Source organism: Geodermatophilus arenarius, from assembly GCF_042654585.1.
GTDB lineage: Bacteria > Actinomycetota > Actinomycetes > Mycobacteriales > Geodermatophilaceae > Geodermatophilus > Geodermatophilus arenarius.
Map to the genome: position 1 here is coordinate 16,542 of NZ_JBHSGR010000027.1, position 19,236 is coordinate 35,777.

Genomic DNA, 19,236 nt, shown 5'->3' on the forward strand with positions numbered 1-19,236 from the left:
CGACGGGGTCAGGGCGCGGGGGCCGCGTCCTCGACCGGCGCCGACCGGCTCAGCTTGCGCCAGATCCAGCTCTGCGGCACCCGCTGGCCGGTGACCAGGTAGTCGGCGACCCCGTCGATGAACAGGGTCGCCTCCACCTCCCGGTGCACCGCGGCCCGGCCGGCGAACAGCAGTTCGTCGCCGGGCTCGAGCACCGTCCCGGGGTCGGGGGTCAGCACCGCCTCCTCGCCGCGCAGCAGGAGCAGCGGCACGGCCAGCAGGGTCTGGTCCCGGTCGGCCGGGTCGCGCAGCAGGTCGCCGAGCCGGAAGCACCCTCCGGCCAGCCGCGGGTGCAGCGCCGGCGCGTCCTCCGGGGTCAGGCGCACCTTCCACAGCGCCTCCAGGTGCGCACCGCACGCGTCCAGCAGCCGCTCGACGACGCCCGCCGACCACTCGTCGCTCTGCCCGGGCAGCTCGCGCAGGAACCGCCACAGCAGCGGCGTGCTCAGCCGGGCGTAGGCGTCGTGCGCGACCACCTCGGTGGGCACGAGCAGCGCGTCGACCTCCATGGCGGCGAACAGGGCGGCGTCGGCGGGCTGGTTCTGGCGGGCGGCGACGAACAGCGAGGGGTTGACCCGCCGCGCCTCGGCCACCAGCGAGAGGTTGGTGGTGTCGTTGTCGGTGCCGGCCACCAGCCCGACCGCCGTGGCCAGGTCCGTCCGCCGGATGACGTCGGGATCGGCGGCGTCGCCCTCCACGACGCCGTCGCCCGGCGTCGTGTCGACGACGGTGACCTCCAGGCCCTCGGCGCCCAGGTCGGCGGCGAAGTGCCGGCCGAACCGGCCGTAGCCGCACACCACCCACCGGCCCGGCGCGGGCGCCGTGCCCCGCGGCGGCAGCTCGGCGCCCGGCCCGCTCTCCAGCCAGGTCGTGAGCTGGTAGGACGCGGGCGTCCGCAGCGCCAGCCGCAGGTGGTCGCCGAACCGGTCGAAGGGGTTGATGACCGTCGGCGAGCCGAACCGGCTCATCCGCTCGGCGACCGCGGCCGACGTCGTGCGGGTGACCACCGTGAGCTCCGGGCGCAGCAGGGCGGCGGCCATGGCGACGGCGAGGTTGGCCTCGTCGTCGCCGGTCACGGCCAGCACCCCCTCGCACCACGGGTGGCCGAGGCCGGCGACGCCGAGCACGTGCGGGTCGCGCGCGTCGCCCACCACGCCGGGGACGTCGCCCCGGTGCGGCGCGATCTCCAGGGCGTCGATGCGGCTCTCGGCGATGTCGACGACGGTGAACCGGCGGCCGAGCGCGTCCAGCGACAGCCCGAGCGTCTCCCCGGCCTGCCCGTAGCCGCAGATGAGCAGGAACGGCTCGCGCAGCCGGGTCACCTTGCGCGACACGTGCCGCAGCGCCATCGCCTGGCGGAACGCGCGGTCCTGCAGCAGCGCCAGCAGCGAGCCGATCGCGTACGCCCAGCCGACCACGGTCAGGTAGATCGCGCCGGTCACCCACATGCGCTGCGCGTAGCTGAACGCGTACGGGATCTCCCCGAAGCCGATCGTGGTCGCGGTGTAGCTCATGACGTAGAAGGCGTCGAACGGGCTCAGCCGGGCCGGCTGCCCGTCCGCGTCCACGCCCGGGACCAGCGACAGCCCGAGCACGCTGACGGCGAAGATGACGATCAGCGTGATCAGCGGCGCGCGCATCCGCCGGAGGACGGTGAACACCGTCGCCGAGCCCTCCGCGCGCGGCACCACCGGCGCCCGGCGGCGGATGCGCCGTCCGCGGGTGGTGACGGGGGGCGGCGGCGCGGTCTCCACGGCGGCCCGCCTCAGTGCCGCTGGAAGGACACGGTCTCGACGACGAGCAGCACCACCGAGACCACGTTGGCCAGCAGCGCCCCGCCCGACAGCGACACCATGCTCGCCGTCGTCACGTCGGTCAGCCCCTCGGCGGAGACGTGCACCGCCCAGGCCCAGGTGATCGTCGCCGCGACCAGCTGCAGGTCGGCGACCAGGCTGGTGGCCAGGTGCACCGCGCCGATCTGGGTGCGGTCGCCGAACTTGAGCACCGTGGCGACGAGGCTGACCACGAGCGCGGCGAACAGCTCGTAGACGTTGTGCACCGCCGGGTCGTCGATGTCGCCCAGGAAGAACCCGAAGTTGAGCGTGGCGGCGAGCAGCACGAAGAACCCGAAGACGACCTTCTCGAGGTTCACGCGGGAGCACCTCCTCTCGGCGCGCGGACGACGCTAACGGGATCACGGCACGCGCACCTCCCGGAGTCGTACCGCACTGTCACCATCGCCGCGTGCTGCTCGCCGACGTCGTCGCCGCCTCCGCGGCCGTGGCCGCCACCCGCTCGCGCACCGCCAAGGCGCAGGCCATCGCCGGGGCGCTGCGCGCGGCCGGGCCGGACGAGGCCGGGCCGGTGGCCGCGTGGCTGGCCGGCGAGCTGCCGCAGGGCCGGGTCGGCGTCGGCTGGCGCACGCTGGCGCGGACCGCCCCGCCGGCCGCGGCCGCGCCGTCGCTGACCGTCGCGGCGGTCGACCGCACGCTCACCGCGCTGGCCGGCCCGGCCGGCAGCGGCTCGGCCGCCCGCCGCGAGGCGCTGCTGACCGAGCTGCTCACCGCCGCCACCGCCGACGAGCAGCACCTCCTCGTCCGGCTGCTGGGCGGCGAGCTGCGGCAGGGCGCGCTGGAGGGCGTGGTGCTGGACGCGATCGCCGCCGCGGCCGGCGTCCCGGCACCGGCGGTCCGGCGGGCGATGATGCTGGCCGGCCGGCTCGACGAGACCGCCGTCCTCGCCCTCGGCGGCGGGGAGGACGCCCTCGCCGCGGTCGGGCTGCGGGTGGGCCGCCCGGTGCGGCCGATGCTGGCCAGCCCCGGCTCCTCCCTCGACGCCGCGCTCGCCGACCTCGGCCCCGCGGTCACCGTGGAGCACAAGCTCGACGGCGCCCGCATCCAGGTGCACCGCGACGGCGACGACGTCCGGGTGTGGACCCGCACGCTGCGCGAGGTCACCGGCGGCGTGCCGGAGCTGGTCGAGCGGGTCCGCGCGCTGCCCTGCCGCACCGCCGTCCTCGACGGCGAGACCCTCGCCCTCGACGACGACGGCCGCCCGCGCGCCTTCCAGGACACGATGAGCCGCTTCGGCAGCGACGGCGTCGACACCTCCGAGGACGCGGCCGTGCTGCTGAGCCCGTTCCTGTTCGACGTGCTGCACCTCGACGGCCGCGACCTGCTCGACGAGCCGCTCGACGTGCGCCTCGACGCGCTGGCCGGCCTGCTCGCCGACGACGCGCACGCCCCGCTGCGCATGCCCGGGGTCCGCCGGCCGACGCCGGAGCAGGCGGCCGCGGTGCTCGACGACGCGCTGTCCGCCGGGCACGAGGGCGTGGTGGTCAAGGCGCTGGACGCCCCGTACGCCGCCGGCCGGCGCGGCCGCGCGTGGCAGAAGGTCAAGCCGGTGCACACCCTCGACCTCGTCGTCCTCGCCGCCGAGTGGGGGTACGGCCGGCGCACCGGCACGCTGTCCAACATCTGGCTCGGCGCCCGCGACCCCGACGGCGGTGAGCCGGTGATGGTCGGCAAGACGTTCAAGGGCATGACCGACGAGCTGCTGGACTGGCAGACCCGCACCTTCCCCGCGCTCGCCCGCGCCGAGCACCCGTGGGGCGTGGAGCTGCGGCCCGAGCTCGTCGTCGAGGTCGCGCTCGACGGCGCCCAGCGCAGCCCGCGCTACCCCGGCGGGCTGGCGCTGCGCTTCGCCCGGGTGCTCCGCTACCGGCCGGACAAGACCCCGGGCCAGGCCGACGACCTCGACGCGGTGCGCGCCCTGCTCGCGGGCGGCTGAGCCCGCTCCCGCCCGGGTGGTTCACTGCTCGCGGTCGGTCGGGCGGGCGGAACGGGGGCGGGCGTGGCACAGCCGGTCGGCGGGGGTCCGGTCCCCGGTGGGCTGGTCGCCCTGCTCGACGTCGCGGAGGCCGCACCCGGCCGGTTCCGCGGCGCGGCGCGCGGCGTGCCGGCCGACCGGGCGTTCGGCGGCGCGGTGGTCGCCCAGGCGCTGCTCGCGGCCACGGCGACCGTCCCGGACGACCGGGCGGTGCACTCGCTGCACGCCTACTTCGTCCGCGCCGGCGACCCGGCCGCGCCCACCGACCTGCAGGTCACCCGGGTGCGCGACGGCGGCAGCTACACCACCCGGGAGGTCGCCGCCGTCCAGCACGGGGAGACGGTCCTGGTGCTGACGGCGTCCTTCGCCCGGCCCGAGACCGGCCCCGAGCACCAGGTGCCCACCCTGGACGCCCCGCCGCCGGAGTCCCTGGCCGCGCCGGCCGACGCGTCGGCCGGCGCCCCCGCCTCCGTCCTCGCCTGGCTGGCCTGGCTGGACGCGCGGCACCCGTTCGACTTCCGGTTCGACGGCGGGCCGCCCCGGATCGCCGCCGGCCGGGGCGAGCCCGCGCCGCCGCGGCAGCGCTTCTGGTTCCGCTCCCGCGAGGCGCTCCCGGACGACCCGCGGCTGCACGCCTGCGCGCTCGCCTACGCCACCGACATGCTGCTGCTCGCCGTCGCGGTCGCCCCGCACGCGGCGGTCATCGGCGACCCCGGCCTCGTGACGGCGAGCCTCGACCACGCCGTCTGGTTCCACGGCCCGGCCCGCGCCGACACCTGGCTGTGCTTCGAGCAGGAGAGCGCCTGGTCCGCGGGCGGCCGGGCGCTCTGCTCCGGGCGGGTGTTCGACCGCGAGGGGCGGCTGGTGCTCACCGTCGTCCAGGAGGGCGTGCTCCGCCGCCGCCGGGCCTGAGCGGCCCCCAGCGGCAGGCGCCCGGGCGCGCGTCCCCCCGTCCCGGGGTGGCATCTGCTGTGATGGGTGGCACAGCGGTTCGCACGCCCCGCGGAGGTGCCGATGGCCGGCTGCCCGGCGAGCGCCCCCGCGCTCACCCGACCGGGTGGGGATCCCGTGTCCGCCCTGTCGCGGCGGCACCGCGCTGCCGATGGGGAGTCGTGACCAGTCTCGCCGTCCGTCCGGACGCCGGCGCCGTGCCCGGGGGCTCCCCGCGGCCGCCGGACCCGCTCGCGGTCCTGCTCACGACGCTCGACGAGCTGGAGACCCTCGCCCGCTTCGACTCCGAGGCCGCCGCGGAGCGCGCCGGCGCCGCCGCGGGGACCGCCCGCGAGCTCGGCCGCCCCGACCTCGAGCAGCGGGCGCGGCTGGTGGCCGCCGACCTGCTGCGGCGGCGCGGCTCGGTGGCCGAGGGCGGGCGGATCGCGCAGGAGGTGCACCGCTGGGCCACCGAGGCCCGGTCCCGGCACCTGCTCGCCCGCAGCTCCTTCGTCCTCACCGCGGTGTTCCAGGAGCTCGGCGACCTCGCCGGCGCGCTCGAGCACGCCGTGCAGGGCGTCGACCTGCTCGACGACGACGCGCTCCCGGCCCTGCGCATCGACCACCTGGTCCGGCTGGCCGACGTCCTGGGCCTGTCCCGCGACCCCGCCGCGCCCGAGCGCTACGCCACCGTCCTCCGGCTGGCCGAGGACCTCGGCGACGTCGACCGCCAGCTGCGCATCCTCAACAACCGCGCCTACACCGACACCCTCGCCGGCCGGTTCGCCGACGCGCTGCGGTTCAGCAGCCGGCTGCAGGAGCTGGCCGCCGCGCACGGCGTCCCGCTCGACGTCGGCCGCCTGGACACCGTCGCCCGCGCCCTCATGGGCCTGGACCGGCTGGACGAGGCCGAGGAGGCGCTGCTGCCGGGCCTGGCGCCGGAGGTGCTCGACAGCTCCCACGACGGCGACGCCGGGGCCGACTACCTGCTCACCCTCGCCGAGGTGCAGCGCCGCCGCGGCGCCGTCGACGCCGCCCAGCGCACCCTCGACGAGTGCGTGCGCCGCTGCCGGCAGCACGGGCTGACCTCCATCCGGGTGCGCGCCCGGGCCGAGCAGGCCGAGCTGCACGCGGCCGCCGGCGACCACCGCGCCGCCTTCGAGGAGCACAAGCGCTACTGCGCCGAGCTGATGGAGCAGCAGTCCGCCCAGCGCGAGTCCCGCGCCCGCGCGCTGCAGGCCATGTACGAGACCACCGAGGCCCGCCGGCAGAGCCGCCGCTGGCGCGAGCTGTCCCTGCGCGACCCGCTCACCGGCCTGCACAACCGCCGGCACGTCGACGACGAGCTGCCGCGGATGCTGGCCGACGGCGCGCTGGTGTGGGTGGCGCTGCTGGACCTGGACCACTTCAAGCGGGTCAACGACACCTGCTCGCACGCCGTCGGCGACGAGGTGCTGCGCACCGTCGCGGGCATCGTGCAGGACCTCCCGGCCCCGGGCACCGCCTCGCTGGTCGCCCGCCTGGGCGGCGAGGAGTTCCTCGTCGTCCTCGCCGGCGCCGACGCCGCGGCCACGGCCCGGTACCTGGAGGACGTCCGCAGCGCCGTGGCCGCCCACGCGTGGGGCCCGCTCACCGGGGACCTGCCGGTGACCGTGAGCATCGGCGCCGCCAGCACCAGCGAGGTGCCCGACCGGACGCCCGCGCAGCTGCTCGGCCGCGCCGACGCCCGCCTCTACCGCGCCAAGCGCGAGGGCCGCGACCGCGTCGTCGTCGGCGACTGACGCCCGGGCGGATCCGCGGGACGGTGCGCGCCCCACGCCGCACTCCGGCGCCCGTGTCGCGGCGCCGGCGCACACGGTCGACGCCGGACCGGCCGCGGGGCACGCTGACGGGGTGACGACCGACCCGACGCCGATCAGCCGCTTCCCCGTCGCCGACCCCGCCGACCTGCCGCCGGACCTGGCCGGGCGCCACGCGGAGGTGGCGGAGAAGTCGGGGTTCCTGCCCAACGTCTTCGCGGCGCTGGCCTGGCGGCCGGCCGAGGAGCGGGCGTTCCTCGCCATGCACGACGCGCTGATGGACAAGGACACCCCGGGCCTGTCGACCGGCGAGCGCGAGCTGATCGTGGTCGCCACCAGCGCGGCCAACGACTGCGCGTACTGCGTGGTGGCGCACGGCGCGATCGCGCGCATCCGCACCCGCGACCCGTACCTGGCCGACCTGGTCGCCGTCGACTGGCGCAAGGCCCCGCTCGACGACCGGGTGCGCGCCGTCCTCGACGTCGCCGTCCGGCTGGCCACCGACCCCGCCGCCGTCACCGCCGCCGACCTCGACCGGCTGCGCGCGCACGGCCTGACCGAGGACGACGTCTGGGACGTGGGCGCGATCACCGCCTTCTTCGCGCTGTCCAACCGGCTCGCGCACTTCGCCGCGATCCCGCCCAACCCCGAGTTCCACCTCATGGGCCGGCTCCCCCGGTGACCGCGCGCGGGCCGACTACCGTGGGCCCGTGACCAGCGCGGACAGCGGGACCGACGACCCGTCGGGCATCGCCGACGCCGACTTCGACCGGCTGGTCGTCCTGGTCCGCACGCTGCTCGACGTCCCCACCGCGCTGGTGACCCTCGTGGAGCCCGACCGCCAGGTGTTCCCCGGCGCGGTCGGCCTCCCGCCCGAGTGGCAGGCCCGCCGCAGCACCCCGCTGAGCCACTCGTTCTGCCAGTACGTGCGGGTCACCGCACAGCCGCTGGTGGTCCGCGACGCCCGCGAGGTGGAGGTCCTGGCCGGCAACCGGGCGATCGACGACCTCGGGGTGGTCGCCTACTGCGGGGTGCCGCTGGTCGGCCCGGACGGCGACGTCGTGGGCGCGGTCTGCGCCATCGACTCCCGCCCCCGCGACTGGACCGGCACCGACGTCGCGGTGCTCACCCAGGTCGCGGGGCTGGCCGCCTCCGAGCTGCGGCTGCGCGCGCTGACCCGCGACGCCGAGACCGCCCGGCGCGCCGCGGAGCGGATCAGCGAGCAGACCCGGCTGCTGCTGCGGTTCGCCGAGACGCTGGCCGACGCGGTCACCCTCGACGACGTCGCCGCGGCCGTGACCGGCGCCGCCGCCGAGGCGCTGGGCACCTCGCGGACCTGCCTGGCGCTCGTCGACCCCGCGACCCGCCGGCTGCGGCCGGTGCCCGGCTCCGCGGACGGCTCCCCCGAGGACGACTCCGCCTCCGTCGCGCTGGGCGCCGAGGTCCCGCCGGCGGTCGCGCTGGCCACCGGGCGCGCGGTGTTCCTCCCCGACCCCGCCACCACCGCCGAACGCTTCCCGCACGCGCGGCCCCCGCGGCCGGCCGGGGCGTCGGCGCACCTGCCGCTGCCGGTCGCCGGCGCGCTGCCCGGCACGCTGAGCCTGGCCTGGGACGAGCCGCACGCGTTCGGCCCGGTCGAGCAGGGCCTGGTCCTCGCCCTCGCCCAGTACACCGCCCAGGCCGTCGGCCGCGCGGTGCTGCTCGCCCGGCAGGAGTCGGTGGCCACCACGCTGCAGCGCGCGCTGCTCGGCGAGCTGCCCGCCCCGGACGGGCTGGAGCTGGCCGCCCGCTACCTGCCCAGCAGCGCCGGCGCGCAGGTCGGCGGGGACTGGTGGGACGCCTTCGACGACTCCGACGGCGCCACGGTGCTGGTCATCGGCGACGTCAACGGCCACGACGTCGCCGCCGCGGCCACCATGGGCCAGCTGCGGGCGATGCTGCGCGGCTTCGCCTTCGAGGGCGGCGAGCCGCCGGCCCGGGCGCTGGACCGGCTCGACGCCGCCGTCGCCGGCCTGCGCACCGGCGCCCTGGCCACCGCGCTGGTCAGCCGGGTCGACCTCGGCGACGACGGCGGCCGGGTGCTGTCCTGGAGCAACGCCGGGCACCCGCCGCCGCTGCTGCGGCACGCCGACGGCCGCGTCGAGGTGCTCGCCTCTCCCCCCGACCTGCTCGTGGGCCTGGACGCCACCCGGGCGCGGGGCACCCACCGCATCGCCCTGGAGCCGGGCAGCACGGTGCTGCTCTACACCGACGGCCTGGTCGAGCGCCGCCGCACCGACCTCGACGACGGCATCGCCCAGCTCACCGCCGCCGTCGCGGCGGACGGCGCCGGCTCGCTGGACGACCTGCTCGACCGGCTGCTGGAGGGCGTCCGGGGCTCCACCGACGACGACGTCGCGCTGCTCGCCGTCCGCGTGCGGTGACCGCGGACGGGCGTCCGCGACCCCGCCACGCCGCCGGGTGACCGGAACGCCGGCGGGCCCGCGCCGGACCGGCCCGACCGGGGCGGGCAGGATCGACGCCGTGCCCACCCCCGGTACCCCCCTCGCACGGCTCGGCTTCCTCACCATCGGCCTGTTCGACCCCGCCGACCCTGCCGCGGGTCACGAGACGACGCTGCGGACGGTCGAGCTCGGCGAGCGGCTGGGCTTCGACAGCGCCTGGCTGCGCCACCGGCACCTGCAGTACGGCATCTCCTCGCCGGTCGCCGTCCTCGCCGCGGCCACGCAGCGGACGTCGCGGATCGAGCTCGGCACCGCGGTCACCCCGCTCGGCTGGGAGAACCCGCTGCGGCTGGCCGAGGACCTCGCCACCGTCGACGTCCTCTCCGGCGGCCGGCTCAACCCCGGGGTCAGCGTCGGCCCGCCGATGCACTGGGACGACGTCAGGGCTGCGCTCTACCCCGACACCGCCGACGTCGAGGACTTCTCCTACACCCGGGTGGAGCGGCTGCTGCGGCTGGTCGCCGGGGAGCCCGCGGCGTCGTTCGCGGGCCGCGAGGGCGTCGTCGAGGAGTGGTCGGACCGGGTGCAGCCGCACTCCCCCGGCCTGCGCGACCGGCTCTGGTACGGCGGGGCGAGCACCCGCTCGGCGCAGTGGGCCGGGCAGGCGGGCGTGCACTTCCTGACCAGCAGCGTGGTCCGCGCCGAGGGCGGCTCCACCGACTTCGCGCAGATCCAGGCGGACCAGGTGCGTGCCTTCCGCGAGGCGAACCCGGCCGGGCGGGTGTCGCAGGGGCTGGTCGTCATCCCGACCGACGGTGCCACGGCCGAGCAGCGGGAGCGGTACGCCGCCTACGTCGAGGCCCGCAGCCCGCGGGTGGGGGTCCCCCAGGGCCCGGGGAGGCTGCTGTTCGCCCGCGACCTGCTCGGCACCTCGGAGCAGATCGCCGAGGCCCTGTACGCGCACGCCGGCTTCCGCGAGGTCACCGAGGTGGTGTTCGCGCTGCCGTTCAGCTTCGCCGAGGCCGACTACGAGCAGATCCTCACCGACACCGCCGAGCGCCTCGGCCCGCTGCTCGGCTGGTCCCCGGCGGCCTGAGCGGTCAGCGCGGCACGGACACCGACCACGCGGCCGGGACCACCCGCCAGGTGCGCGCGCCCACCGGCGGCAGCAGGTCGCCGTCGGCGTCCAGCCCGGCCGGCCCGCCGCTCACGGTGACCTCCCGCCCGCGGACGAGGACGACGTCGTCGCGGGCGGGGTGCCGCCCGGCGAGCAGCGCGACGGCGAACGCGGCCCGCGCGGCGGGACCGGTGGCCGCGCTGACCACGACGTCGGCCAGGCCGTCGCCGGGGTCGGCGCCCGGCGCGAGCGCCGTCCCGCCGCCGATGGTGGGCCCGTTGCACACGCCGACCACGAGCAGCGGCGTCCCCCCGTCGGCCGCCCAGCCGGCGGGCGCGGTGACGACGGCGCCGTCGACGGTCACCCGCAGCCGGTGGTCCGCGCCGGCGATCCCGGCCACGGCCGCGCCGACGGGGTAGGCGAGCGCGCCGAACCGGTCCTTGAGCCCTGCGGCCTCATCCGCGGCGCGGACGCCGATCCCGGCGTGCACCGCGTTGACGACCACGCCCCCGGCGTCGTCGCGCAGCAGGTCCAGCGGGCGCGGGGCGCCGTCGAGGACGCAGTGGGCGGCGGCGGCCGGGTCGTCGGGCAGCCCGAGCGCGCCGGCCAGGTCGTTGCCGGTGCCGAGTGGCACGACGCCGAGCGGGTCGGCGGGATCGAGGGCGCCGGCGCGGTCCAGCGCGGCGACGACCGCGTGCACCGAGCCGTCGCCGCCGGCGACGACCAGCCGGCGCCCGTCCCGCCCGGCGAGCACCCGGTCGAGGTCGCCCGCGTCCGCGGTCGCCGCGACCTCCACGTCGGCGCCGGCGCGCAGCACCTCCAGCGCCGGGTCCAGCGCGTCGGCGCTCCCGGCCGATCCGTTCACCACCAGCAGCAGCCGCACGGGGAGCACCCTCCCAGCCCGCGCGCGCCCCGGCCGCCAGCGGGCAGGATCGGCACCGTGACGAGTGACGCCGACGCCGTGGTCGCGGGCCTGCGCTCGCGCGGCAGCCTGAAGTGGACCCGCTACCCCGACGCGCTCGGCGCCTGGGTGGCCGAGTCCGACCTGGGCACCGCGCCCGCGGTGACCGCCGCGCTGCAGGACGCCGTCGCCCGCGGCCTGTTCGGCTACCTGCCCGACTGGCTCGCCGACGACGTGGCGCGGGCGACCGCCGGCTTCCTGCGCGACCGGCACGGCTGGGAGGTGCCGCCGGAGCGGGTCCGGCCGATGGCCGACGTCCTGGCCGGGCTGTCCGCGGCCATCACCCACCTGTCCCGGCCCGGCTCGCCGGTGGTCCTGCCCACCCCGGCCTACATGCCCTTCCTGGAGGTGCCGCCGGCGCTGGGCCGGGAGGTGCTCGAGGTGCCGATGGCCCGCGACGGCGACCGGTTCGTCTACGACCTCGACGCGCTCGACGCCGCCTTCCGCGCCGGCGGGCACCTGCTGGTGCTGTGCAACCCGCACAACCCGATCGGCCGGGTGCTCGAGCCCGCGGAGATGCTCGCCGTCGCCGAGGTGGTCGACCGGCACGGCGGCCGGGTGTTCTCCGACGAGGTGCACGCGCCGCTGGTCTTCCCCGGCTCCCGGCACGTGCCCTACGCGTCGCTGTCGGACACCACCGCCGCGCACACCCTCACCGCCACCAGCGCGTCCAAGGCGTGGGACCTCGCCGGCCTCAAGTGCGCGCAGCTGCTGCTCTCGAACGACGCCGACGCCGAGCTGTGGGCGCGGGTCGGGCACGGGGTGGAGCACGGCTGCTCGACGCTCGGCGCGGTCGCCAACACCGCCGCCTACCGGGACGGCGTCGGCTGGCTGGAGGAGACGATCGCCGTCCTCGACCGGCACCGCCGGCTGCTCGCCGACCTGGTCGCCTCGCACCTGCCCGGGGTCCGGTACCGCCCGCCGGAGGGCACCTACCTGGCCTGGCTGGAGGGCCTCCCGGCCGACGCCCCGGGCGACCTGCTGCTCGAGCGGGCCGGGGTGGCGGTGGTCGACGGCGCCCGCTGCGGCGAGGCCGGCCGCGGCGCGGTGCGGCTGAACCTGGCCACGCCCGAGCCGGTGCTCACCGCGATCGTCGAGCGGATGGCGGGCGTGCTGCGCTGACCGGTCAGCTGCGGGTGTCGGCCTCCACGGCCTCGAACGCCTTGCGGGCGGCGATGAGCACCGGGTCCCACACCGGCGCGAACGGCGGCGCGTAGGACAGGTCCAGCGACAGGACCTCGTCGACGGTCATCTCGTTCCAGATGCAGATGGCCAGCGCGTCGACCCGCTTGGCCGCGCCCTCCTCGCCGACCACCTGGGCGCCGAGCAGCCGGCCGCTGCGCCGCTCGGCGATCATCTTGACCCGGATCGGGGACGCGTTGGGCATGTAGCCGGCGGTGGTGGTGGAGTCGACGGCGGCGGTGACGAAGGAGTAGCCGGCGTCCTCGGCCTCCCTCTCCGACAGCCCGGTGCGCGCGGCCTCCACCGTGCAGATCTTGGTGATCGCCGTCCCGATGACGCCGGGGAAGGTGGCGTAGCCGCCGCCGACGTTGATCCCGGCCACCCGGCCCTGCTTGTTGGCGTGCGTGCCGAGCGCGACGACGACCCGCTGTTTCGACAGCCGGTGCACCGACTCCACGCAGTCGCCGGCCGCCCACACGCCGGGCACCTGGGTCCGCATCCGCTGGTCGACGGCGACGCCGCCGGAGGTGCCGAGCGGGATGCCCGCCTCCTTCGCCAGCCGCACGTTCGGCCGCACCCCGAGGCCGAGGACGACGAGGTCGGCGGGCAGCTCGCGGCCGCTCTCGGTGACCACCGCGCGCGCCCGCCCGCCGCGGTCGACGTCGATGCCCGCGACGCCGTCGCACAGGACCAGCTCGACTCCCTCGCTGCGGATGCCGTCGGCGATGAACCGGCCGACGTCGGGGTCGAAGGTGCCCACCGGGGTGGCCGACTTGTCGACGACGGTGACCTCGAGCCCGCGCATCCGGCACGCCTCGGCGATCTCCAGGCCGATGTAGCCGCCGCCGACGACGACCACCTTCCCCACGCGGCCGCTGTCGAGCTCGGCGCGCAGCGCGACGCCGTCGTCGAGGACCTGGACGCCGTAGACGCCCTCGGCGTCGATGCCCTCGACCGGCGGGCGCATCGGCACGCTGCCGGTGGCGTAGACGAGGTCGTCGTAGGGCTCGGTGCCCTCGGTGCCGGCGTCGAGGTCGCGCCAGTGGACGACGCCCTTGTCGGTGTCGATGCCGACGACCTCCGTGCGCATGCGGACGTCGATGCCGGCCGCCCGGTGCTGCTCGGGCGTGCGGGCGACCAGCCGGGCCTCGCTGTCGACGGTGCCGGAGATCCAGTACGGGATGCCGCAGGCGGAGTAGGAGGTCGCGCGGCCGCGCTCGAACATCACGACCTCGAGGTCGGGCTGCCGCTTCCGGGCCTGGGACGCCGCGCTGCCGCCGGCGGCGTCCCCTCCGATGACGACGAGACGACGGGTGCTCACCCCGGCAGGCTAGGACTCAGCGGCCCTCCAGGCTCACCGCGACGGTGGCGGCGAGTTCGCGGACCGCCTCGAGGTCGTCCTTCGTGGGGGCGCCGGTGAGCGACAGGGGTGCCGCGACCTGCTTCCAGCGGAGCGCGCCGGTGATCGTGCCGATCGCCCTGAGCGCGCCGGCGGTGTCGTCGCCGCCGTGCACCCAGACGCCGAAGGGCAGGCCGACGGTGGCGTCCAGGCACGGGTAGTAGACGGTGTCGAAGAAGTGCTTGAGCGCCCCGCTCATGTAGCCGATGTTGGCCGGGGTGCCGAGCAGGACGCCGTCGGCGGCGAGCAGGTCCGCGGGCCCGGCCGACAGCGCCGGCCGCTCGACCAGCTCGGTCTCCTCGACCATCGCCACGCCCTCGCGGGCCGCCTCGAGCACCGTCTGCAGGTTGGGCGAGGGCGTGTGGTGGACGACGAGCAGCCGCGGCATGCCGCCATCGTGCCCCGGCGGTCCGCGGACGCCGCCCGTCGTCGACCCGTGGCGGTCTCGACGGCGCCGGGACCGCCACAGGTCGACTCGGCGCGCGGCGTCAGGATCGGGACGTGCTCGAGGGGTCACCCGGGACGCCGACTTCCCCGGCTTCCGGCGCGTCCGACCCGTTCGGCAACCGCCTGGAGTTCCTGCAACGCGCCTGACCGCACCGCCGCTCCGTGGGCGGGCCGCCCCGCAGCTGACGCCGGTCCGGCAGGATCGCGGCCATGGCGGACAACCCCCGGATCGGGCCGATCGAGCGGACCACGAAGCGGTCGTGGGACGAGTGGCTCCGCTTCCTGGACTCCGTCGGCGCGAAGGACCTGGACCACCAGGCGATCGCGCTGCACGTCCACGAGGAGCTCGGCGACGGCTTCGAGCAGCGCGGCTGGTGGACCCAGTCGGTGACGGTCGCCTACGAGCACCACATCGGCCGCCGCGTCCCGGGCCAGCGCTCCGACGGCACCTTCCAGACCAGCGTGAGCCGGGCCACGCCGCTCGGCATGACCGAGCTGATGGAGCGCTGGCGGTCGTTCGCCGACGGCGACGCGGCCGTGCAGGAGATCGTCGCCGGGTCCGACGTGCGGGTCAGCGGCACCGACCGGCGCATCACCTGGCGGACGAGGGCGGCCGACGGCACCTCCGTCGTCGTCACCAGCGAGCCGAAGAGGAACGGGACGGCGTCGCTCGTGGCGACGCAGATGGGCCTGCCCACGCCCGAGGCCAACGAGGCGGCCCGCACGCGGTGGACGGGGATCGCCGAGCGGTTCCTGGCGGGTGCGCAGCCGGGACGCTGACCCGAGGAGGCGGCATCCGGGTGTGGCCGGACGCCGCCGCCGTCACTAGCGTGGCGCGATGGCCATCGAGGTCCAGCCGGCGACGCGGGAGCGGTTCGACGACGTCGCGACGGTGCTCGGCCCGCGGAACCCGGACGCGAACGTCTGCTGGTGCCTGAGCCACCGGCTCGACTCGCGGACCAACCGCGAGCTCGTCGGGCCCGCGCGACGCGAGTACGTCCGCGAGCTCACCGGGCGCCCGGTCGCGCCGGGGGTGCTCGCCTACGACGACGGCGAGGTCGCCGGCTGGGCCGCGGTCGCGCCCCGGGCGGAGCTGCCCTTCGAACGGTCGCGGCGGATCCCGCACGTCGACGACCTGCCCGTGTGGTCGCTGTGGTGCGTGCGCGTGCGCCCGGGCCACCGCGGGAAGGGCATCGCGCTCGCGCTCATCCAGGGGGCGGTCGCGTACGCGGCGGCGAACGGCGCCCCCGCCGTCGAGGGCTATCCCGCCGACAGCGGGGACGAGCGGGTCGACACGACGATGGCCTACGTCGGCACGCGGCGGATGTTCGAGGAGGCGGGGTTCACCAAGGCCGCCGACACCGACGCCGTCGCCGGCGGCTTCCCCCGCGTCCTCGTGCGCCGCGCCCTCCCCTGAGCCGGGACGTCACCGGTCGTCACGGCCCGTCGACGAGCGGGCGGCCCACGCCGACGACGTCGCGAGAGGCGTGGTCCAGCGGTGACGGGGCCACGAGTCTCGATCCGAGCAGGGGCCACGCACTCGGCTGTCAGGGGTGGGCATGACCAGGGTGGCGATCGTGACGGGAGGCGCCTCGGGGATCGGACGGGCGCTGGGTGCGGCCCTGGTCCGCCGGGGTGACCAGGTCGTCCTCGCGGGTCCCGACGGCGCGGCCGCGGTGCAGGTCGCGGAGCGGCTCACCGCGGACGGGCCCGGAACGGCCACGGGGGCGGCCGTGGACGTCCGGGACGCGGCAGCGGTCGAGGCCCTGGTGACGGGGACCACCGGGCGGTACGGCCGGCTGGACCTGCTCGTCAACAACGCGGGGGTGGGCATGGGCGGCCCCGTCGAGGAGCTGTCCCTCGCCCACTGGGACCGGGCCATCGACGTGAACCTGCGCGGAGTGGTGCACGGCGTGCAGGCCGCCTACCCGCTGATGGTGCGCCAGGGCTCCGGGCACATCGTGAACACCGCGTCCCTCGCCGGGTTGCTGCCCAACCCCGGGTTCACGCCCTACGCCACGACGAAGTGGGCGGTGGTGGGCCTCTCGCTGTCCCTGCGCGGCGAGGCCGCGCCCCGGGGCGTGCGGGTCAGCGTCGTCTGTCCCGGCGGCGTGGACACCCCCATGCTGGACAAGGGCATCCCGCCCGGTCTCCCACGGGTGCCCACCGTGGAGGCGATCGACCCGCGCAGGGTGATCACCACGCTGAACGGTGGCCGTCTGTACAGCGCCGAGGCCCTGGCCGCCGACGTGCTCCGCGGGGTGGACCGCGACCGGGCGGTCATCGTCGTGCCCCGGAGGGCCCGCGTCGCGTGGCGCCTGATGCGCCTGTCCCCGTCGCTGTTCCTGCGCCTCGGGGAGGTGGTGACCGGCCGCGACCCGGACCTGCGGGCGGTGGTCACCGGGGTGGCTCCCACCCTGAGGACGGAGCCCGCCGAGCAGGCTCGTACCTCGGGCTGACGCGCCCGGCCTGGTACTGGAGCAGGTGCTCCATTAAGGTGGTCTCGTCCGTCCACGGAGGAGGCACCGATGCCCCGGCCCCGGGTCCACGCGCCCGACGCGGTCCTCGACGCCGCCGAGGAGCTGCTCGTCGACCGCGGCCGCGCACGGCTGACCGTCCGCGCGCTGGCCGCCCGGTCGGGGGCCTCGAACGGCAGCATCTACCACGCCTTCGGCTCGCTGGAGACCGTCGTCGGGGCCGCCTGGCTGCGCCGCGCGCGGCAGTTCCTCGACCTGCAGCGGGCCGTCGTCGCGGAGGCCGGCGGGGACGCCCGCCGGGCGGTGCAGGCCGCCGCCGACGCCCCGGCCCGGCTCGCCGAGCAGGACCTGCGGGCGGCGCGGCTGCTGGTCGGGCTGCAGCGCGACGACGTGCTCACCGACGCCGTCGCCCCGGACGTCGCCGACGACCTGCGCGCCCTGGACACCGCGCTGCTCGACACGCTGCGCCGGCTCGCCCGCTCGCTCTGGGACCGCGACGACGCGGCCGCCGTCGGGGTCGTCACCACCTGCGTCGTGCGCCTGCCCGCCGCGCTGCTGTTCCCCGGCATCCGCGCCGGACGGGTGCACCCGCACACCCGCGCGCAGCTCGCCGCCGCCGTCGGCGCGGTCGTCGACTGCGGCCCGCCGGCCTGAGCCGCCCGCCCCCACCTCCCGACCACGGACCAGGAGCCTCCCGTGCCCACGCTCGACCGCCACGACGACGTCCTCGTGCTCGACCTCGGCGCCGACGAGAACCGCTTCTCCCCCGACTGGCTCACCGCCGTCGACGCCGCCCTGGACGAGGTCGAGGGCGCCTCCGGGCCCCGCGCCCTGGTCACCACGGCCACGGGCAGGTTCTTCTCCAACGGCCTGGACCTCGCGTGGCTGGCCGACCACGCCGACCAGCGCGACGCCTACGTCGCCAGGGTCCAGCGGCTGTTCGCCCGCGTGCTGGCACTGCCGGTCGTGACCGTGGCGGCGGTGCAGGGTCACGCCTTCGCCGCGGGGGCGATGCTCGCCCTCGCGCACGACCAGCGGGTCATGCGCGCCGACCGCGGCTTCTGGTGCCTGCCGGAGATAGACATCGACCTCCCGTTCAGCCCCGGCATGTCCGCCCTGGTCCAGGCGCGGCTGACCCCGCAGACGGCGCACGTGGCGATGACCACCGGCCGCCGCTACGGCGGCACCGACGCCCTCGCCGCGGCGATCGTCGACCGCGCCGTCGCCGAGGAGGACGTCCGCCCGGCCGCCGTCGAGATCGCCGCCGCGCACGCCGGGAAGGCCGGCCCGACCCTGGGGACCATCAAGTCCCGCCTGTACGCCCCGGTCCTGGCGCTGTTGCGGGACGCGGTGGCCCCCCGCGGCTGAGCACCGTCGGCGCGGCCGAGGGCGGCCGGCCGCTCAGTCGAAGAGCACGAGTCCGCGGATGTTCTTGCCGGCCTTCATGTCGTCGAACCCCTCGGCGACCTGCTCCAGCGAGTAGGTCCGGGTGACGAGCTCGTCGAGCTTCAGCGTCCCGGCCACGTACTGGGCCAGCAGGCTGGGGATGTCCCACCGGGGGTTGCAACCGCCGAAGAGCGCGCCCTGCAGCCGCTTCTGGAACACCGTGAACATCGTGTGGTTGATCGGGATGCCGCCCGCCTGGCGCATGCTCCCGGTGCCGGTGAGGACGACCGTGCCGGCCTTGCGGATGGAGGCCACCGCCTCGGCGATGTGGTCGCCGGTGACGACACCGACCGCCACGACGGTCGCGTCGGCGCCCTGGCCGTTCGTCATGGACCGGGCGAGCTCGGTGGCCTCGGCCATGGTCTCGGCCGTGTGCGTCGCGCCGAGCTGCTTGGCGGTCTCGCGCTTGAACTCGACCGGGTCGACGGCGATGACCGCCCGGGCGCCGATGGCCCGGGCGGCCTGCACGCTGTTGATCCCGATCCCGCCGACGCCCATGACGATGACCACGTCGCCGTCCCGGGCGTCGGACAGGTTGGTGACCGACCCCCATCCGGTGGGGACGCCGCAGCCGACGAGCGCGGCCTTGTCCAGCGGCACGTCGGGGTCGATCTTCACCGCCGACCGGGCGTCGACGACGGTGTGCTCGCTCAGCGCGGCGAGGCCGTAGGCCTGACCCACCGGCTTGCCCCGGTAGGACATCCGGAAGCTGGTGGGGTCCTCGATCCGGGCGCCGCTGAACAGCCGGGCGCCGAGGTCGCAGAGGTTCTGCCGGCCGGTCGAGCACATCCGGCACCGTCCGCAGACCGCGACGAAGCTGAGCACCACGTGGTCCCCCTCGGCCCACCCCGGGGTGTGGGGGCCGACACCCACGACGACGCCGGCGCCCTCGTGGCCACCGGCGAGGGGCAGCCGCAGGGGTGGGGCGCTCCCGGGCGGGACGTCGTGGTCGTCGGTGTGGCACAGCCCGACGGCGGCCATCCGCACGAGCAACTCGCCCTCGCGCGGCTCGTCGAGGTCGACCTCGGTGACCTCGTACCGGCCGGGCTGGGTGTGGAGGACGGCACTACGGGTCTTCACGACGGCTCCTTGCGGGCATCCGGGCAGGTGACGGGGGTCACACCGAGGTACCGGACCGTATCGGAGGACGCCCGGGAGCGGGAGTCC

The 19,236-nt window shown here is 76.8% G+C and carries 18 protein-coding genes; 12 read left to right on the forward strand and 6 right to left on the reverse strand.

Translation table 11 applies throughout. The features are described from left to right. Nucleotides 1–8: 8 nt before the first annotated feature. Nucleotides 9–1,793: an NAD-binding protein gene (locus ACFO3M_RS20060; protein WP_387993092.1), complete on the reverse strand. Its 1,785-nt coding sequence runs from the start codon at nt 1,791–1,793 to the stop codon at nt 9–11. An 11-nt stretch (nt 1,794–1,804) separates the two neighbouring features. Further along, nucleotides 1,805–2,191 (reverse strand): DUF6394 family protein, encoded by a 387-nt coding sequence (locus ACFO3M_RS20065; protein ID WP_387993095.1) that lies wholly within the window; start codon nt 2,189–2,191, stop codon nt 1,805–1,807. Between the two features lie 92 nt (nt 2,192–2,283). On the opposite strand from ACFO3M_RS20065, the gene ACFO3M_RS20070 reads away from it, so the two are divergent. The 6 genes from ACFO3M_RS20070 to ACFO3M_RS20095 all read left to right on the forward strand — a co-directional run bounded on the left by ACFO3M_RS20070 (nt 2,284) and on the right by ACFO3M_RS20095 (nt 10,136). Then, entirely contained in the window at nt 2,284–3,828 is a 1,545-nt protein-coding gene (locus ACFO3M_RS20070) for an ATP-dependent DNA ligase (RefSeq protein ID WP_387993097.1), read from the forward strand. A 63-nt stretch (nt 3,829–3,891) separates the two neighbouring features. Then, nucleotides 3,892–4,779, forward strand: a complete 888-nt coding sequence (locus tag ACFO3M_RS20075; protein WP_387993100.1) for an acyl-CoA thioesterase — start codon at nt 3,892–3,894, stop codon at nt 4,777–4,779. Between the two features lie 200 nt (nt 4,780–4,979). Beyond that, the gene (locus tag ACFO3M_RS20080) at nt 4,980–6,578 is read left to right on the forward strand and encodes a diguanylate cyclase (protein WP_387993102.1); all 1,599 of its coding nucleotides are present in this window, start codon (nt 4,980–4,982) and stop codon (nt 6,576–6,578) included. A gap of 112 nt (nt 6,579–6,690) precedes the next feature. After that, nucleotides 6,691–7,278, forward strand: a complete 588-nt coding sequence (locus ACFO3M_RS20085) for a peroxidase-related enzyme (protein ID WP_387993105.1) — start codon at nt 6,691–6,693, stop codon at nt 7,276–7,278. Nucleotides 7,279–7,306: 28 nt separating this feature from the next. Further along, nucleotides 7,307–9,019, forward strand: a complete 1,713-nt coding sequence (locus ACFO3M_RS20090) for a GAF domain-containing SpoIIE family protein phosphatase (RefSeq protein ID WP_387993108.1) — start codon at nt 7,307–7,309, stop codon at nt 9,017–9,019. A 100-nt stretch (nt 9,020–9,119) separates the two neighbouring features. Then, nucleotides 9,120–10,136: an LLM class flavin-dependent oxidoreductase gene (locus ACFO3M_RS20095; RefSeq protein ID WP_387993111.1), complete on the forward strand. Its 1,017-nt coding sequence runs from the start codon at nt 9,120–9,122 to the stop codon at nt 10,134–10,136. A gap of 4 nt (nt 10,137–10,140) precedes the next feature. Here ACFO3M_RS20095 and ACFO3M_RS20100 read toward each other — a convergent pair whose 3' ends face one another. After that, entirely contained in the window at nt 10,141–11,040 is a 900-nt protein-coding gene (locus tag ACFO3M_RS20100) for a diacylglycerol/lipid kinase family protein (RefSeq protein ID WP_387993114.1), read from the reverse strand. Between the two features lie 57 nt (nt 11,041–11,097). On the opposite strand from ACFO3M_RS20100, the gene ACFO3M_RS20105 reads away from it, so the two are divergent. Next, nucleotides 11,098–12,240: a MalY/PatB family protein gene (locus ACFO3M_RS20105; protein ID WP_387993117.1), complete on the forward strand. Its 1,143-nt coding sequence runs from the start codon at nt 11,098–11,100 to the stop codon at nt 12,238–12,240. A gap of 4 nt (nt 12,241–12,244) precedes the next feature. Here the strand turns inward: ACFO3M_RS20105 and ACFO3M_RS20110 are convergent, their stop codons facing one another. After that, on the reverse strand, nt 12,245–13,621 hold the full coding sequence (locus ACFO3M_RS20110) for an FAD-dependent oxidoreductase (protein ID WP_387993120.1): 1,377 nt from the start codon (nt 13,619–13,621) through the stop codon (nt 12,245–12,247). Nucleotides 13,622–13,637: 16 nt separating this feature from the next. Continuing rightward, on the reverse strand, nt 13,638–14,087 hold the full coding sequence (locus ACFO3M_RS20115; RefSeq protein WP_387993123.1) for a flavodoxin family protein: 450 nt from the start codon (nt 14,085–14,087) through the stop codon (nt 13,638–13,640). A gap of 269 nt (nt 14,088–14,356) precedes the next feature. Here ACFO3M_RS20115 and ACFO3M_RS20120 point away from each other — a divergent pair, with 269 nt between their 5' ends. From ACFO3M_RS20120 to ACFO3M_RS20140, 5 genes are all read left to right on the forward strand, one after another. Continuing rightward, nucleotides 14,357–14,926 (forward strand): hypothetical protein, encoded by a 570-nt coding sequence (locus tag ACFO3M_RS20120; RefSeq protein WP_387993126.1) that lies wholly within the window; start codon nt 14,357–14,359, stop codon nt 14,924–14,926. Nucleotides 14,927–14,984: 58 nt separating this feature from the next. Next, nucleotides 14,985–15,563 carry a GNAT family N-acetyltransferase gene (locus ACFO3M_RS20125; RefSeq protein ID WP_387993129.1) on the forward strand — a complete coding sequence of 193 codons (579 nt, stop codon included), beginning with the start codon at nt 14,985–14,987 and terminating at the stop codon, nt 15,561–15,563. Between the two features lie 142 nt (nt 15,564–15,705). Continuing rightward, nucleotides 15,706–16,605: an SDR family NAD(P)-dependent oxidoreductase gene (locus tag ACFO3M_RS20130; RefSeq protein WP_387993132.1), complete on the forward strand. Its 900-nt coding sequence runs from the start codon at nt 15,706–15,708 to the stop codon at nt 16,603–16,605. 69 nt (nt 16,606–16,674) lie between these two features. Further along, nucleotides 16,675–17,277 (forward strand): TetR/AcrR family transcriptional regulator, encoded by a 603-nt coding sequence (locus ACFO3M_RS20135; protein ID WP_387993135.1) that lies wholly within the window; start codon nt 16,675–16,677, stop codon nt 17,275–17,277. A gap of 42 nt (nt 17,278–17,319) precedes the next feature. Continuing rightward, nucleotides 17,320–17,991, forward strand: a complete 672-nt coding sequence (locus ACFO3M_RS20140) for an enoyl-CoA hydratase-related protein (protein WP_387993138.1) — start codon at nt 17,320–17,322, stop codon at nt 17,989–17,991. Nucleotides 17,992–18,024: 33 nt separating this feature from the next. On the opposite strand, the gene ACFO3M_RS20145 is transcribed toward ACFO3M_RS20140, so the two are convergent. After that, a complete protein-coding gene (locus ACFO3M_RS20145) occupies nt 18,025–19,149 on the reverse strand; it encodes an NDMA-dependent alcohol dehydrogenase (RefSeq protein ID WP_387993140.1) in 1,125 nt (374 codons plus the stop codon). Between the last annotated feature and the right edge of the window lie 87 nt (nt 19,150–19,236).

Coding starts and splice junctions, on each gene's coding strand:
- ACFO3M_RS20115 (WP_387993123.1), bottom strand. CDS start 14,087: ATGCCGCGGCTGCTCGTCGTCCACCACACGCCCTCGCCCAACCTGCAG.
- ACFO3M_RS20120 (WP_387993126.1), top strand. CDS start 14,357: ATGGCGGACAACCCCCGGATCGGGCCGATCGAGCGGACCACGAAGCGG.
- ACFO3M_RS20125 (WP_387993129.1), top strand. CDS start 14,985: ATGGCCATCGAGGTCCAGCCGGCGACGCGGGAGCGGTTCGACGACGTC.
- ACFO3M_RS20130 (WP_387993132.1), top strand. CDS start 15,706: ATGACCAGGGTGGCGATCGTGACGGGAGGCGCCTCGGGGATCGGACGG.
- ACFO3M_RS20135 (WP_387993135.1), top strand. CDS start 16,675: ATGCCCCGGCCCCGGGTCCACGCGCCCGACGCGGTCCTCGACGCCGCC.